The 15,293-nt window shown below is 43.2% G+C and carries 16 protein-coding genes; 14 read left to right on the top strand and 2 right to left on the bottom strand.

Annotated elements, in window-relative coordinates; translation table 11 throughout:
* Position 1: 1 nt before the first annotated feature.
* The 10 genes from JMF81_RS01805 (at position 2) to JMF81_RS01850 (ending at position 9,757) form a co-directional block, all read left to right on the top strand.
* Positions 2-616 (top strand): HD-GYP domain-containing protein, encoded by a 615-nt coding sequence (locus JMF81_RS01805; RefSeq protein WP_201309754.1) that lies wholly within the window; start codon positions 2-4, stop codon positions 614-616.
* A complete protein-coding gene (gene hisS / locus JMF81_RS01810) occupies positions 613-1,854 on the top strand; it encodes a histidine--tRNA ligase (RefSeq protein WP_201309755.1) in 1,242 nt (413 codons plus the stop codon). Before JMF81_RS01805 ends, hisS begins: the two co-directional genes overlap by 4 nt.
* A gap of 36 nt (positions 1,855-1,890) precedes the next feature.
* Positions 1,891-2,415, top strand: coding sequence for a flavin reductase family protein (locus JMF81_RS01815; RefSeq protein WP_201309756.1), 525 nt, complete (start codon positions 1,891-1,893; stop codon positions 2,413-2,415).
* 142 nt (positions 2,416-2,557) lie between these two features.
* Positions 2,558-4,354 carry an aspartate--tRNA ligase gene (gene aspS, locus JMF81_RS01820; protein ID WP_201309757.1) on the top strand — a complete coding sequence of 599 codons (1,797 nt, stop codon included), beginning with the start codon at positions 2,558-2,560 and terminating at the stop codon, positions 4,352-4,354.
* A 2-nt stretch (positions 4,355-4,356) separates the two neighbouring features.
* The gene (locus JMF81_RS01825) at positions 4,357-4,827 is read left to right on the top strand and encodes an ACT domain-containing protein (RefSeq protein ID WP_201309758.1); all 471 of its coding nucleotides are present in this window, start codon (positions 4,357-4,359) and stop codon (positions 4,825-4,827) included.
* 25 nt (positions 4,828-4,852) lie between these two features.
* Complete coding sequence (gene glyA, locus JMF81_RS01830) at positions 4,853-6,088, top strand: serine hydroxymethyltransferase (RefSeq protein WP_201309759.1); 1,236 nt, start codon at positions 4,853-4,855, stop codon at positions 6,086-6,088.
* 112 nt (positions 6,089-6,200) lie between these two features.
* On the top strand, positions 6,201-7,385 hold the full coding sequence (locus tag JMF81_RS01835; RefSeq protein ID WP_201309760.1) for an ROK family transcriptional regulator: 1,185 nt from the start codon (positions 6,201-6,203) through the stop codon (positions 7,383-7,385).
* A gap of 4 nt (positions 7,386-7,389) precedes the next feature.
* Positions 7,390-7,755 carry a cupin domain-containing protein gene (locus tag JMF81_RS01840; RefSeq protein ID WP_201309761.1) on the top strand — a complete coding sequence of 122 codons (366 nt, stop codon included), beginning with the start codon at positions 7,390-7,392 and terminating at the stop codon, positions 7,753-7,755.
* A 103-nt stretch (positions 7,756-7,858) separates the two neighbouring features.
* Positions 7,859-9,355, top strand: a complete 1,497-nt coding sequence (locus tag JMF81_RS01845; protein WP_243282511.1) for a L,D-transpeptidase — start codon at positions 7,859-7,861, stop codon at positions 9,353-9,355.
* Positions 9,356-9,379: 24 nt separating this feature from the next.
* Positions 9,380-9,757: a hypothetical protein gene (locus tag JMF81_RS01850; protein WP_201309762.1), complete on the top strand. Its 378-nt coding sequence runs from the start codon at positions 9,380-9,382 to the stop codon at positions 9,755-9,757.
* Between the two features lie 36 nt (positions 9,758-9,793).
* Here JMF81_RS01850 and JMF81_RS01855 read toward each other — a convergent pair whose 3' ends face one another.
* Both JMF81_RS01855 and JMF81_RS01860 read right to left on the bottom strand, forming a co-directional pair.
* A complete protein-coding gene (locus JMF81_RS01855) occupies positions 9,794-10,648 on the bottom strand; it encodes an AraC family transcriptional regulator (protein ID WP_201309763.1) in 855 nt (284 codons plus the stop codon).
* A gap of 154 nt (positions 10,649-10,802) precedes the next feature.
* Positions 10,803-11,441: a lactate utilization protein gene (locus JMF81_RS01860; protein WP_201309764.1), complete on the bottom strand. Its 639-nt coding sequence runs from the start codon at positions 11,439-11,441 to the stop codon at positions 10,803-10,805.
* A gap of 97 nt (positions 11,442-11,538) precedes the next feature.
* Between JMF81_RS01860 and JMF81_RS01865 the strand changes: the two genes are divergently transcribed.
* From JMF81_RS01865 to spoIIIAC, 4 genes are all read left to right on the top strand, one after another.
* Complete coding sequence (locus tag JMF81_RS01865) at positions 11,539-13,545, top strand: DNA topoisomerase (RefSeq protein ID WP_243282512.1); 2,007 nt, start codon at positions 11,539-11,541, stop codon at positions 13,543-13,545.
* Between the two features lie 89 nt (positions 13,546-13,634).
* On the top strand, positions 13,635-14,567 hold the full coding sequence (spoIIIAA, locus tag JMF81_RS01870; protein ID WP_201309766.1) for a stage III sporulation protein AA: 933 nt from the start codon (positions 13,635-13,637) through the stop codon (positions 14,565-14,567).
* Positions 14,560-15,078, top strand: coding sequence for a stage III sporulation protein AB (locus JMF81_RS01875; RefSeq protein WP_201309767.1), 519 nt, complete (start codon positions 14,560-14,562; stop codon positions 15,076-15,078). The genes spoIIIAA and JMF81_RS01875 overlap by 8 nt, the downstream gene beginning before the upstream one ends.
* A 10-nt stretch (positions 15,079-15,088) precedes the next feature.
* The gene (gene spoIIIAC / locus JMF81_RS01880; protein WP_201309768.1) at positions 15,089-15,286 is read left to right on the top strand and encodes a stage III sporulation protein AC; all 198 of its coding nucleotides are present in this window, start codon (positions 15,089-15,091) and stop codon (positions 15,284-15,286) included.
* Positions 15,287-15,293: the final 7 nt, after the last annotated feature.

Genomic DNA, 15,293 nt, shown 5'->3' on the forward strand with positions numbered 1-15,293 from the left:
TATGGCAATCAGCTACGGAAGAAAAGATATAGAGACGCCGATACAGGCAGGCCTGGAAGAAACGATCAGCCATGGGATTGTCGTAAGCAACCTGGCTTATCTGGTTGGGCAGGAACTTGAATTAGATGATAAGACCTGTTATGATCTTGCGGTTGCGGGTTTTTTGCATGATATCGGAAAAGTCCGTTTGAATTTTTATATGAATGAAAAAGAAGAAGAAATACTGGCTGTAGATGAAACAAGGTATATGAGGATGCATCCTGCCATCGGTTATGCGATTCTGCTGGATTATGATTATAATCAGACTGTGCTGGATGCGGTGCTGTATCATCATGAACATTACGACGGCACCGGATATCCCCACAATCTGAGAGGAAAGGAAATCCCTCTGGCAGCGAGGATCATGCACGTATGTGACGTGTTTGGAGCGCTGATCTCCAACCGGGATTACCGGGAAGCGTTTGATGTGGAAACCGCGCTGGATGTCATTCTTGATGACGTAAAAAACTTTGATATGAAAGTCTTTCTGGCATTTCAGAGGGTCGCTTTTTCAGGGAGTATGAAAAATGTGATCGAGAAAGCCACGATTGAAGAATTTGAGGAGGAAATAACATGATTACAAAGGCACCAAGAGGAACAAAAGACTGGTTTGGAAAAGAGGTGGAACAGCGCACATATCTGGAAGGAATATTCAGAGAGTTATGTGCTTCATGCAATATTCACGAAATTATCACGCCGGTATTTGAACATACAGAACTGTTTCAGCGTGGTGTCGGAGAGACGACAGACGTAGTTCAGAAAGAAATGTATACATTTTTAGATAAAGGAAACAGGAGCATTTCGCTGAAACCGGAAGGAACTGCAGGAGCAATCCGCGCATACCTGGAACATGGAATGCAGAATGATCCGCAGCCAGTCAAATTATTTTATGTAACTCCTGCATTTCGATATGAGAAGCCTCAGAGCGGAAGATTGAGACAGCATCACCAGTTCGGCATTGAGTTTGTGGGAGCGGAAAGTCCCCTTGCCGAAGTTGAGCTGATTACTCTGGTTTCTTCTTTTATTAAGAAAATCGGATTAAAAGATGTGAAGCTTCATATCAACAGCATTGGATGTGAAAACTGCAGGAAAGATTATAATGAAGCGCTGCTTTCTTATCTGAGAAAACATGAAGAGCAGCTTTGTCCGACCTGTCGTGAGAGGATGCAGAAGAATCCTCTGCGCGTGATCGACTGCAAGGTGCCGGAGTGCAAAGAGATTGTAAAAGATGCTCCGAGAACGATTGATTATCTGGACGATGACTGCCGAGAGCATTTTGAGACATTAAAAGGACTTCTGGAAGCCCTGGAAATTCCATATGAGGTAGACACAGAGATTGTCCGCGGACTGGATTACTATACAAAGACAGTGTTTGAATTTGTAGATAAGGATGGATTTACACTGTGCGGCGGCGGCCGTTATGATAATCTGGTTCATGAAATTGATGGAAAAGTATCCATGCCGTCTGTAGGTTTTGGAATGGGAATTGAGAGAATCCTTTATTTCCTTGAGGAAGAAGGTATCGATCTCCCATGCGGCCGTGACATCGATTTGTATGTAGGAATCCTTGGAAAAGAGGCGAGATCAAAAGCGTATAAGATCGTGACAAATCTTCGGGCAGAAGGTTTTGTGGTAGAGACAGATTATCTGGGAAGAAGTGTAAAAGCTCAGATGAAGTATGCCAACAAGATTCACGCGAAGAATACGATCATCATTGGAGATAACGAACTGGCAGAGAATAAAGGCCGCTTAAAAAATATGGAAACAGGCGAAGAGATCAATGTTTCTCTGGATGCTGTAAAAGATTATTTATAAAATAACAGCTTAAGTTTAAGAAGGAGGAAGAGTAAAATGAGTGAATACGCAATTGTAGCGCCGGAAGATTTTGACGAAAGCGTATTTCGTCTGATTGGAAAAGAGTGGATGCTGGTAACTGCGAAGAATAAAGAGGGAAAAGTAAATACCATGACTGCGTCCTGGGGCGGATTCGGAGTTATGTGGGGCAAAAATGTAGCGGTTACGGTTTTAAGACCTCAGCGTTACACCAAAGAGTTTATAGATCAGACAGATTCCTTTACATTATCTTTTTATGACGATACATTTAAGAAAGATCTGTCTTATCTTGGAAGTGTTTCCGGAAGAGATGAGGATAAGATTTCCAAAACACGTCTGACATCGACAGACGCAAATGGAATTCCTTATTTTGAGGAAGCAAAGATCGTTTTGATCTGCAAAAAACTGTATGCTCAGCCGATGGATCCGGCAGGCTTTACAGAAGCAGGCCGCGAACTGGACGGGGAATGGTATCCGGAAAAGGATTATCATGTACTGTACGCAGCAGAAATTGAGCAGATTCTGGTAAGACAGGATGGGTAAATAACAGAAGCGGGAGATGACATTCATCTCCCGTTTTATGAAAAGATCATGCAGAGAAGCGGTTTTGTCCGCTTTTTTTGCTTTTACTGGAAAAGTTTTTATGCTATAATAACTCACAGTTACGTATGAAGGAGGAAATATCATGGCAGAATCAATGTCAGGTTTAGCCAGAACTCATCGATGTACGGAAGTTTCCAGCCAGATGACAGGGGAAGAAGTTACCGTTATGGGATGGGTACAAAAAAGAAGAAACTTAGGAAGTCTTATATTTATAGATTTACGGGACCGATCCGGTTTGCTGCAGCTGGTATTTGATGAAGAGTCTTTATCTTCAGAAGATTATGAGAAGGCAAACGGATTGAGAAGTGAATATGTCATCGCTGCTGTAGGAACCGTTCAGAAACGAAGCGCAGCGGTCAATGAAAATCTGAAAACAGGAGATATTGAGATTAAAGTACATACATTAAGGGTACTTTCAGAATCTGATACTCCTCCATTTCCGATTGATGCGGATCAGACGGTAAAAGATGAACTTCGTCTCAAATATCGTTATCTGGATCTGCGCCGGCCGAATCTGCAGAGAAATTTAAGGATCAGGGATCATGTAACAAGGATCATCCGCAATTTCCTGTCTGATGAAGGCTTTATTGAGATTGAGACCCCGATTCTTGGAAAGAGCACGCCGGAGGGAGCAAGAGATTACCTTGTGCCAAGCCGTGTGCATCCTGGAAGTTTTTATGGTCTGCCTCAGTCTCCGCAGCTTTACAAACAGCTTTTAATGTGTTCCGGATTTGACCGTTATTATCAGATCGCCAAATGTTTTCGTGATGAAGACCTGAGAGCGGATCGTCAGCCGGAATTTACACAGGCGGATATGGAGCTTTCTTTTGTAGATGTGGATGATGTGATCGATATCAACGAGCGTCTGATGCAGAAAGTATTTAAGGAAGTCCTGGATGTGGACATTCCGCTTCCGATGCAGAGACTGACTTATCAGGAAGCCATGGATCGTTTTGGATCCGATAAGCCGGATACACGTTTCGGCATGGAGCTGGTCAATGTATCAGACACTGTTTCCGGATGCGATTTTATGGTATTTAAAGGAGCTTTGGAACATGGCGGAAGCGTAAGAGGAATCAATGCCAAAGGTCTGGGAGATCTGGGAAGAAAGAAAATTGACGGATTTGTAAGTTATGCCAAGGATTTTGGAGCCAAAGGACTTGCATATATCCAGCTGAAGACAGACGGTACGGTAAAATCTTCTTTTGCCAAGTTTATGAAAGAAGATGAGATGGAAGCTCTGATCAAGGCTATGGATGGACAGCCTGGAGATCTGCTGTTATTTGCAGCGGATCAGGATAAAGTTGTCTTTGATGTTTTAGGCAATTTAAGAATTCATATTGCAAAACAGTATGATATGATTGATGAGTCATTGTTTAATTTCTTATGGGTAACAGACTTCCCTCTTCTTGAATGGAGCGAAGAACAGAATCGTTACACTGCCATGCATCATCCGTTTACGATGCCGTTTGAAGAAGATCTGGAATTTATTGATACAGATCCGGGAAAAGTTCGCGCGAAAGCATATGATATTGTTCTGAATGGTACGGAGCTTGGAGGAGGATCCATCCGTATTCATCAGAATGATATTCAGGAAAAGATGTTTGAAGTTCTCGGATTTACAAAAGAAGATGCTTATGAACGTTTCGGATTCCTTCTGGATGCCTTTAAATTCGGCGTTCCGCCTCATGCAGGACTTGCATATGGACTGGATCGACTGGTTATGTGGCTGACAGGAGAAGACAGCATCCGTGATGTCATCGCCTTTCCGAAAGTAAAAGACGCGTCCTGCCTTATGACACAGGCGCCTGGTACGGTTGATGAGATTCAGCTGGATGAACTGGGAATCGAAATATCCAAAAGCGGAGAGGAGAGTTAATTATGGAGAAAATGTTATTCAGCGGCGTACAGTCCAACTCTGATGTAGCGCTGATCGTAATCAAAGGTTTAAAACATCAGCCGGGAATCGCGGCTAAGATTTTTGGATCAATTGCAGATGAGAAGATCAACGTGGAACTGATTCTTCAGTCCATCGGGCGGGGACCGGAGAAAGATATTTCTTTTGTCGTTGCTCAGGAGGATGCGGACAAGGCAGTGGAGACATTAAAGAAAGCCTTTGCAGAAGATGACTATGAAGAAATCATGTGTGACACAAAAGTCGGGATCGTATCAATTGTAGGAGCCGGCATGATGTCAAATTCCGGAGCAGCCTCCAGAATGTTCGAGGCGCTGTACAACAAAGGAATCAATATTAAGATGATATATACATCTGAGATCAAGATTACAGTCCTGATCAAGGAAAGCCGAGTAGAACGGGCTGTTGAAGCCCTCAAAGAGCAGTTCCAGGAATAGGAATCTGCAAAGAAAGGAGAACACGATGTTTGATTTTAGCGAAGTGAAAAATTATGACAGCGAAATTGCCCAGGCAATGGAAGATGAGATGACCAGACAGAGAAGCAATCTGGAGCTGATCGCTTCTGAAAATCTGGTTTCCAAAGCAGTTATGGCAGCCATGGGAAGCCATCTGACCAATAAGTATGCGGAAGGATATCCTGGAAAGCGTTATTACGGCGGATGCGAGTATGTAGATGTGGTTGAGAATCTTGCCAGAGAAAGGGCTAAAAAACTGTTTGGCTGTGAATATGTTAATGTACAGCCGCATTCCGGAGCACAGGCAAATATGGCAGTCTTCTTTGCCGTTATGAACCTGGGAGACACTTATATGGGAATGAGTCTGGATCACGGCGGACATCTGACCCATGGAAGCCCAGTCAATATGTCAGGGAAGAACTATCACTGTGTTCCTTACGGAGTTAATGATGAAGGCTTTATTGATTATGATGAAGTAGAAAGAATTGCCCTGGAATGCATGCCAAAGATGATCATTGCCGGAGCCAGCGCATATGCAAGAGCCATTGACTTTAAGCGTTTTCGTGAGATTGCAGATAAAGTAGGAGCTGTGCTTATGGTAGATATGGCTCATATCGCCGGTCTGGTTGCAGCAGGACTTCATCAGAGCCCGATTCCGTATGCTCATGTGACAACAACAACGACACATAAGACTTTAAGAGGACCTCGCGGCGGCATGATCTTAAGCAGCAACGAAGTCAATGAAAAATACAACTTTAACAAAGCAATTTTCCCTGGAATCCAGGGCGGACCTCTGATGCATGTTATTGCTGCCAAAGCGGTTTGTTTTAAAGAAGCTTTGTCTGATGAGTACAAAGAGTATATGAAGCAGGTAGTCAAGAACGCCGATACTCTGGCCAATGCGCTGATCGAAGAAGGATTCGATATTGTATCCGGCGGTACAGATAACCATTTAATGCTTGTGGACTTAAAAAAATATGATCTGACAGGAAAAGAAGCAGAGAAGGTTCTGGATTCTGTGCATATTACATGTAATAAGAACACAGTGCCGAATGATCCGAAATCTCCGTTTGTAACTTCAGGACTCCGTCTTGGAACTCCTGCAGTAACGACAAGAGGATTGAAAGAAGACGATATGAAAGTGATCGCAAAAGCCATCCGTCTTACTCTTCTGGATCAGAAGCTGGATGAAGCAGCGGCTATGGTAAAAGAACTGACAGATAAATATCCATTATATGAATAGAAAGAATAGGAGGGAGGCCGTAAAAGGCCTCCTTCTCTTCTGGATAAAAAAGATTGACAATAAATGAAAGAGGATTTATATTATAATTAATAACACCAGTGGAGAAATTAATATGGGAAATAAAAAGCAGCAAAGTCAGATGGAAATGAAAATTGAAAATAGAAGAGCTGTTATGGAGCAGGTAAAGGATGAAGAATATGTATCAAGAGCTTCTCTGGCGAGAGAACTTCGGATGAGCCCAACGAGTATGAGCCGGATCTGTGGGGATTTGATGGAACTTGGACTGATTCATGAAATCCAGAAAGCAGAATCGGCAGGAGTAGGGAGAAAAGCAGTCTGGCTAAAGAAGAATCCGGACGCCTTTTATAGCCTTGGAATTCTGATAAGACAGGATTTTATCGGATGTATCATTGCAGATTATGGAGAAAAAATGATATTTCAGAAGAAATGGGAAGAAGAAGTACCACAAAACAGCAGACGGCTGATTGAGACAGTGGCACAACATATCAAAGAAGTGGAAACACAGCAGCCAGCTTTTTTTAAAAAAGTGGAAGCTGTGGGAATCAGCTTCCCTGGAATCATAGATGTAAAAACAGGGATGATCCGATATTCAGATCTGTTTGGATGGGAAAATACGGCATTTGCAGTGCCATTGTCTGAAATGATCGGAATTCCATGTTATATGGCGAGGGACATCAAAGCTTCTGTAATTGAGGAATATCACTGCGGCGGAAGGAAAGAAAAATCCATTGGATTTCTAAGTCTGAGTCAGGAAGTCGGTGCTGCATGGATCCAGGATGGAAACATCATAAATGGAGCAGACGGAATCTGCGGGGAGATTGGGCATAAGACGGTTATATTTCATGGAAGAAAGTGTACCTGCGGAAAACAGGGATGTGCGGCAGCTTATCTGACGGAGGCTTCCATTCTAAAGCAGGCGGAGGAATCTGGACATTTTTGCGCGTCATTATTCCAGCTTGCACAGGCTTATGAAAGAAAAGAAAGCTGGGCGGAGACACTTCTTCAAAAGACAGCAGAAATTGCAGCATTGTTAGTTGAAGATATGATTGTATGGAATAATCCTGAAAAAATCGTTCTGGGCGGACGAACTGTCAGGCTGTTTCCGGAACTGCTGGATCTGGTACAGGAAGAGGTGGCAAAGTCCAATGCTGGTTTTCCGGCAGCTGCCAGGATAGAAGGTTCTATTAACCCGGGGAATGAGAGCATGATGGGAGCTGCGTATATTGCCATGGATGAAAATGAAAAGGTAAAAATTAATTCATTAAAGGAGATGTGACGCAATGAAAGAACAAAAAGTTGTGGATGTGAAACGAATGGACTGGTTCTGCCGGCCAACAAGTACAACAGGAAAAATGTTTGGACAAAAAAGACTGGTGGAGGATCCTGATATGGGGATGTCCATTGTCATGAACCGTTATCCTGCAGGATTTACGACCGAACGCCACAGGCATCCGGCAGCCCATGGATTTTATGTGCTGTCCGGGCAGATTCGTTCCAATGATGAATACTATGGTCCGGGAACCGTGATATGGTATGAGGAAGGATGTATTGCCGAACATGGGGCTAATGCGTACGAAGACCTGATCTGCTTACAGATTTCAAATAAACATTTTTCCATAGAATATATGGACAGGGAAATGAATTGATCGTCTGATTTATTAATTGCAATATAGAGGAAATTACGATAGAATAGTATTCGACAGAAAATGACAAGCTTTTTATGAGAGAATGGAATCTATATGGAGGATAATGATGAAAATTAATAGGAAGCAGGGGTATATGATTGCCGGAGGGATTGCGATAGCAGCGATTGCCATAGCAGCAGGAGTTCATGTCCATTATTCTGGACGGTGGTATCCGGGAAGCAGGATCGATCAGGTTGATGTATCCGGCATGACATATGAGGAATCTATTGATAAGATTGAAGATCAGGTCAATTCTTATGAATTAACAATAAAAGGACGGAATAATGGGACAATGAAGATATCAGGAAAGGATATCGGTCTTACTCTGGTCGGAGAAGATGAAATCCGGAAAGTATATGAAAAGCAGCATGAGAGCAGTGTGCTGTCATCTCTCTTTGGAAGAGAAGATGATGATGCGGATCAGCTGATTTCTTATTCCAAAGACAAAATCGCGGACGCAGTGGCAAAAGCAGATATGGTTACAGGAAAAAACGGATATAAGATTACGGAACCGAAAAATGCAACGATCGTATACTCACCTGAGAAAAAGTATGGAGTATTGAAAAAAGAAGCAGAGGGCAACAAACTGGATCAGGACAAACTGGTGCAGGCCATTGCCGGCAGCGTGGAAGAACTGGATACAGAGATGGATCTTACCGATTCAAAAGCCTTTCCTGGCGTGTATCAGGAGCCTTCTCTCAGAGAAAATGATGATAAGCTCAAAGAAATGCAGAAAACTTATAATCAGTATCTTCTCCACTGGATTCAGTGGAAGCTGGGAGATGGAGTGACAGAAACTCTGACGCCGGACACATTAAAAGACTGTATCACGGTTGATACGAAGAATAAAACCGTCAAGATCAGTCAGTCTAAGGTAGAAGACTGGATCGAAGCTTTCTGTCTGAAGTATAAAACACAGGGAATCGCAAGAAACTTTAAGACTCATGACGGCAGAACCATCCAGGTCAGCGGCGGAGATTATGGCTGGCGTCTGGATTATGATAAAATTGTAAACCAGGTTATGGCGGAACTTAAGAAAGCTCCTGATGAGAAAGCCGCAGAAGCTTATATGGAAAATCCGACAAATGCCAGCGCCAAAGCACTTAAAACATCTTTAAAACCGGTATACAGCCACGAAGGATACCGCATGGACTTTGATAATCTTCAGAATGACTGGGATACAAAGAATTACAGCGAAGTAGATCTGTCTGCCCAGCAGGTTTTTATCTACAAAGATGGAAAGCAGGTATTCAGCTGCAAGTGCATTACCGGAAAAGATGAGCCGGATCGTATTACAAGAACCGGCGTCTATGACGTCAAAGAGAAAAAGCTGACAAAGACTCTGGTTGGAGAAGATTATGAAGTTCCGACCAAATACTGGACCAGGATCATGTGGACAGGAACAGGCTACCATTACAGCAGCCGGAATGACTGGAACAGGTGGTCTACCACCTATTACAAGACAGCCGGATCTCATGGCTGTGTGAACCTGACTCTTTCAGACGCAGAATCCGTATACAATCTGACAAAGATCGGTGATCCGGTATTTATCCATTATTAAACGAAAGAAAAGGAAGAATGTGCGATGGGAACATATGAAAAACAGGAAAAAGTGTTATGGTATATTCAGATTCTGATTTTTGCGGCAGCAATCTACATTTATTTTCAGATGGGAAACCGGGAACTTCTTCAGGTAATTCTTGCGGCGGTATCAATGATTTCCCTGACTGCGGATCGATTCTATTTCAGCAGCAGGATCGGACAGGAAGTATATTTTTCCTATTCAATAGCATACGGAGTGATTCTTCTGTTTGGTATTGTTCTGATCCTGGATTTTGCAGGAGTTTTTCATTTCGAAGTGCTGAATACCACAGGAAAGATGCTGTGGGCACTGACGCCGGCACTGGCACTGCTTTGGAAGACAAAATTTATCGCGTTTCGTGAGTGGGATCAGAATCAGTAGAGAAGAAAAGACAAAAAGGCTCGAAGCACAGGGAAATCAGCCCTGATGCTGAGGGCCTTTTTTGATTTTCCGGTAATAATCTCTTGGGGAAATCCCCATGACTTTTTTAAACGTTTCAGAAAAATAGCTGCCGCCTGAAAATCCGGTTTTTGCGGCAATGTCTGCCATAGACAGTTCGTGGGCTGCGATCAAAGGAAGACTGTGAAGGATCCGGACTTTGATCAGGCAGTCAACCGGACTGCAGTGGAGGATTCTCTGAAAAAGCCTGGAACATTCACTGCGGCTGAGCATGCATGACTGAGCGATATCGAGGAGTGTATGTTTCCGGGCATAGGTTTCTTCCAGATATGTCATTGCGGTTTTGATCCGGGCAATATCCTTTTTCTGCTGTCTGGACAATTCAGGGAGGGCAGACAGGTTCTGAAGGATATAATAGAAAATCTCATTGACAAAATGATGGATTTTAAATTCATAACCATACTGCATTGTCCGGCAGGTCTCCATCATTTTTTTTACATTTTCCAGAATATATTTCTGCCATGGAATCCGGGGAATCAAAGTAAGATGACAAAAAGAAGGATTTCCGGTCACAGGCCGAATGTATTTCTGGAAGATCTGATCATCATTTTCCGGATAAAGAAGACTCTGGCTGATATGGATTATAAGAAAACGGCACGGATAAGACTTGTATTTTTCCGCAAAATAGACCTGCCCTGTGTTCAGAAAGAACCCCTCGCCAGAGGATGCAAGATAAGTTTTATGATTGATATGAAAAACCAGCGTTCCGGAAAGAATATAGACGATCGTAAAATCCTCATGCCAGCAGGGTGCCAGTGTTGTAAAAGGCAGATCATCAATTTCATAGACCGTTTCTTCAAAATTTTTCTTCATGTATTTCTCCAAAGTAATATTGTTATAAAACAGGCTTAAAAATAGTAGAAATTACAATTATATTACAATGATTGTGATAAAAATGCAAGAAGTCCCGAAAGGAGTCTTTGCTCTTTCCAGGACTTCAAAAGGAACCTGCATCTGTTGGTGCAGATTAGTATCCGAGAGATTCTCCAACGAGGATAACCTTGATCCTGCCCCGCATGGCAGCGCTCTGACGTCTTGTTACAACGATATCGCTGCAGATACAGGTATCGCCGTAGCAGTCTGCGCATCGTCCGGTAATGGAACAAGGAGTCTCAAGGCCAAGCCGGATGCAGTTTGGAGGTGTTGCAATATTGCGGACTCTGGCAATTCCGTCTTCTGCATTGCTTACGACCTTGTTCATTCCGACGATCATAATGACATGTTTTGGCCCGTAACAGAGAGGGCCTACCCGGTTGCCGGTTCCATCAATATTGATCAGTTCGCCGTCTAAGGTAACTGCGTTGGAACTCATAAGGAAATAATCGGACAGCACAATTTTAGAGAAAATTTCTCTCTGTTCATCGTAGTTTTTCGCAATGGAACGGTCGATAACCTGATAATCTCCGGCTTTTACGGCATCTATAAGACCGATTTCCTCAATGCTCATGGATCCGCCCCAGGATACGGAAGATCCTTTCTCAATATAAGATAACGCCTGCTTCAGGGCGTCTTCTTTTGAAGCGCAGTATACGCCTTCCATATTTCGTTTTTCAAGATTCTTGATGATTGTTTTTGCTCTTGCTTCATTTGCTTTTGCGGTACTCATAGAAATCTCCTTTCTTGATTTTTATTCTCGTTTAGTATATCATGAATTTTCACGGTATGGTACAATACAAAAAATAAAATTGAAAGCAGGTAAGTGTTTGAAATCATTATTTATTACGGAAAAACCAAGCGTGGCAAGAGAATTTGCGGCCGCGCTCCAGATAAATGCAAAAAGCCGGGATGGATATATGGAAGGGGAAAAAGCCGTGATCACATGGTGTGTCGGACATCTGGTGACGATGTCATATCCTGATGAGTATGATCCGGCACTAAAGAGATGGGATTTGGAAACCATCCCTTTTATTCCGGAAACATTTAAGTATGAAGTCATTCCCGGTGTGAAAAAGCAGTATAATATCGTTGCCTCTCTGCTGAATCGAGAGGATATTGATACAATTTATGTATGCACTGACTCAGGACGGGAAGGAGAATATATTTACCGGCTGGTGGATCAGGAAGCTCATGTAAGCAGTCAGAAAAAGAAAAAAAGAGTCTGGATTGATTCTCAGACAAAAGAAGAAGTTATCCGCGGAGTAAAAGAGGCAAAAGATCTGAGTGAATATGATAATCTGGCGTCTGCGGCATATTTAAGGGCAAAGGAAGATTACCTTATGGGAATTAATTTCTCCAGAGTCCTGACTCTAAAGTACGGCTGGACCATTGCCAACTATCTGAATCAGAAACGCAGCGTCGTAGTTGCGGTCGGCCGTGTGATGACCTGCGTTCTTGGCATGATCGTAAAAAGAGAACGGGAGATCAGAAATTTTGTTCCTACACCGTTTTACCGGATTCTGGGACATTTTGACTGCAGCGGCTTTGAGGTAGAAGCAGAATGGAAGGCAGCAGAAGGGTCAAAATACTGGAAATCGCCAAAACTATATAAGGAAAATGGATTTCTGGAGAAGAAAGACGCAAAAGATTTTATAAACTATCTGGAAGAAGGGACTGACAGAGAAACTGTTGTGGAATCCTCTTCCAGGAAGAAAGAAAAGAAAAATCCGCCGCTGCTTTATAACCTGGCGGAACTGCAGAATCAGTGTTCTAAGATGTTTAAATTAAGTCCTGATGAGACGTTGAAGATCGTACAGGATCTGTATGAGAAAAAGATGGTAACATACCCAAGGACAGATGCAAGAGTGCTGTCCACAGCCGTCAGCAGGGAAATATACAAAAATATCAAAGGGCTGATGTCCTATGGACCGCTGAGTGAGGCAGCCTCAGGCATACTGGAAGAAAAGAAATATCAGGGACTTGCAAAAACAAAATATGTGGATGATAAGAAAATCACAGACCATTACGCTATTATTCCTACGGGCCAGGCAGTGGGAAGTCTTGCGGGGCTTCCGGTGACCGCTCAGAAAGTTTATGATGTCATTGCCAGAAGATTTTTGAGTATCTTCATGCCGCCGGCAGTGTATACAAAGATACGTCTGGAAACAAGGACGAAAGGGGAGTCTTTCACAGCAACATTTAAAGTATTATCTGATCCAGGTTATTTAAAGATTGCCGGGACGGGGGGACAGAAAAAAGAGGAACCCCTGACAAAAGAGCAGATGGATGCCATTGCCTCTCTCCGGAAAGGCATGAAACTCCCGGTCAATGATTATAAGATCAAGGACGGAACAACGACGCCGCCAAAACGATATAATTCCGGCTCTCTGATTCTTGCCATGGAAAATGCCGGACAGCTGATCGAAGATGAAGATCTGCGGGAACAGATTAAAGGAAGCGGGATTGGAACAAGTGCCACCCGGGCGGAGATCATTAAAAAACTGATTACCAATCAATACATAGCCCTGAATAAAAAAACTCAGATCGTTACACCGACTCTGACCGGAGAAATGATCGTAAATGTGGTAAATGCTTCTATCAGTTCTCTGCTGAATCCGACTCTCACTGCCAGCTGGGAAAAGGGGCTTACCTATGTGGCGGAAGGAACTGTTTCTGAGAACGAGTATATGCAGAAACTGGATCAGTTTGTAGCTCAGAAGACGAATAACGTAAAACAGACAAATTTTCAATATGAACTGAGAAGATCTTTTGATCAGATTGCTCCGTTCTATCAGAAAAGCGGAAGAAAAAAGAATGGAAAAGAGAAGAAATAAGAAAAAGAATCCTGAGGCCGGGATTCTTTTTTTTAGCATAATTTAAGGCTTTTCCCATATATTTGATTATACAGAGAATGGGAGGGCTTATGAAGGAAGGACGAGAGGTTTTTCAAATACTGCCGCTTACGATAAGAGGGATATTGTCGAAATATCATCTGGAAATAGAAAAAATGCAGGAAATCCGTCTGAGAGTCCAGAAACCGGTTCTGATCCGGTATGAACATCAGGAATATTTTATTTCAGAAAGACGGGGACTGACGACGATACGGGAAGGTGCGCAGATTTTCACAAAGGAAGAGCTGAGACAGGCTATGGAATATATCAGCGGATATTCGCTCTATGCATATGAAGAACAAATGAAACAAGGTTATCTTACAATACAGGGAGGCCACCGGGTCGGACTGGCTGGATCAGCAGTAATGGAAAATGGGAAAATAAAGACAATGAAGCATATTTCCTGTCTGAATATCCGGATTGCTCATCAGATCAAGGGGTGCGCCGGTGAAATGTATCAGAAATGCCAGTCGGAAGGAAGGCTCCTTCCAACGCTGATCGTCTCACCTCCGGGATGTGGAAAGACGACTCTGCTGAGGGATCTGATCCGCACGGTTTCTGAAAAAGGACAGACTGTGGGAGTTGTGGACGAGCGCAGTGAAATTGGAGCAGCATATCAGGGAATTCCCCAAAATGATCTGGGGATTCGTACAGATCTTCTGGATGGCTGCAGCAAGAGTGAAGGAATGAATCTGCTGATCCGCTCGATGGCGCCTGAGATCATTGCTGTGGATGAGGTGGGAACCAGAGAAGATGTGGATGCATTATTTTTTTGTGCTTTCCGGGGCTGTACTATACTGGCAACAGCACATGGAAGAAGCAGGGAATCCCTGATGAAGAATCCATATATGAAAGAGACCCTGAAAAAGAAGATGTTCCAGAGATATGTGATTTTGGATCACAGGGAAGAACCGGGAAAGATAAAGAAAATTTTCGATGAAAACGGGGTGGAACTTTATGTTTAAGATCATAGGAATTTTGCTGGTCGTGACGGCAGGCATCAGCTTTGGGTTTTCAAAGGCAGGGAAGGAACAAAAAAAACTGGAACAGGGGATTGCCCTGAAGCGGATGCTGTATCTGCTTCAGGGAGAAATCCGGTATGGATTTACGCCGCTGCCGGAAGCTGTCGCGGTAATCGCAGAGAAGACTGCGCCGGAATTCCGGCCGTTTTTAAATCAGATAGCGAAACGGCTGAAAAGTTATCGTGAGGAGTCGTTTTTTGCAGTATGGAAGGAAGCATTGGAGGAACAGTTAAAACCGCAGATCATTGAGCCGAAATTTCTGGAAATTCTTATGTCCATGGGAGAGACCATCGGATATCTGGATAAAGAAATGCAGGAAAAAACCATTGATTTTGCGATTGAGCAGATTGAAGATGTTATTTTTCAGATGAAGGATCAGGTCATAAAAAACTGCAGGATGTACCGGTCTCTCGGACTTTCCTTCGGGCTGCTTGTCGTGATCATTTTAGTGTAAGGAGGAAGGAATGGACGTAAATATCATTTTTCGAATTGCAGCGGTGGGCATCCTTGTAACGATTCTGGTTCAGCTTTTGAAACATTCCGGACGGGAGGAGCAGGCGTTTCTGCTGACGCTGGCGGGACTGATCCTGGTTCTGTCATGGGTGATTCCGTACATATATGATCTGTTCGAAAGTGTACAGACGCTTTTTACGATCTCTTGAAAATGGG

The sequence above is a fragment of the Anaerostipes butyraticus genome (genome assembly GCF_016586355.1).
In the GTDB taxonomy this organism is placed as follows: Bacteria; Bacillota; Clostridia; order Lachnospirales; family Lachnospiraceae; genus Anaerostipes; species Anaerostipes butyraticus.

What these genes read in the sequence shown, in the direction of transcription:
- JMF81_RS01825 (WP_201309758.1), top strand. Translation starts at nt 4,357, where the DNA reads ATGGAGAAAATGTTATTCAGCGGCGTACAGTCCAACTCTGATGTAGCG.
- spoIIIAA (WP_201309766.1), top strand. Translation starts at nt 13,635, where the DNA reads ATGAAGGAAGGACGAGAGGTTTTTCAAATACTGCCGCTTACGATAAGA.
- aspS (WP_201309757.1), top strand. Translation starts at nt 2,558, where the DNA reads ATGGCAGAATCAATGTCAGGTTTAGCCAGAACTCATCGATGTACGGAA.
- glyA (WP_201309759.1), top strand. Translation starts at nt 4,853, where the DNA reads ATGTTTGATTTTAGCGAAGTGAAAAATTATGACAGCGAAATTGCCCAG.
- JMF81_RS01875 (WP_201309767.1), top strand. Translation starts at nt 14,560, where the DNA reads ATGTTTAAGATCATAGGAATTTTGCTGGTCGTGACGGCAGGCATCAGC.
- spoIIIAC (WP_201309768.1), top strand. Translation starts at nt 15,089, where the DNA reads ATGGACGTAAATATCATTTTTCGAATTGCAGCGGTGGGCATCCTTGTA.
- hisS (WP_201309755.1), top strand. Translation starts at nt 613, where the DNA reads ATGATTACAAAGGCACCAAGAGGAACAAAAGACTGGTTTGGAAAAGAG.
- JMF81_RS01855 (WP_201309763.1), bottom strand. Translation starts at nt 10,648, where the DNA reads ATGAAGAAAAATTTTGAAGAAACGGTCTATGAAATTGATGATCTGCCT.
- JMF81_RS01845 (WP_243282511.1), top strand. Translation starts at nt 7,859, where the DNA reads ATGATGAAAATTAATAGGAAGCAGGGGTATATGATTGCCGGAGGGATT.
- JMF81_RS01815 (WP_201309756.1), top strand. Translation starts at nt 1,891, where the DNA reads ATGAGTGAATACGCAATTGTAGCGCCGGAAGATTTTGACGAAAGCGTA.
- JMF81_RS01835 (WP_201309760.1), top strand. Translation starts at nt 6,201, where the DNA reads ATGGGAAATAAAAAGCAGCAAAGTCAGATGGAAATGAAAATTGAAAAT.
- JMF81_RS01840 (WP_201309761.1), top strand. Translation starts at nt 7,390, where the DNA reads ATGAAAGAACAAAAAGTTGTGGATGTGAAACGAATGGACTGGTTCTGC.
- JMF81_RS01850 (WP_201309762.1), top strand. Translation starts at nt 9,380, where the DNA reads ATGGGAACATATGAAAAACAGGAAAAAGTGTTATGGTATATTCAGATT.
- JMF81_RS01860 (WP_201309764.1), bottom strand. Translation starts at nt 11,441, where the DNA reads ATGAGTACCGCAAAAGCAAATGAAGCAAGAGCAAAAACAATCATCAAG.
- JMF81_RS01805 (WP_201309754.1), top strand. Translation starts at nt 2, where the DNA reads ATGGCAATCAGCTACGGAAGAAAAGATATAGAGACGCCGATACAGGCA.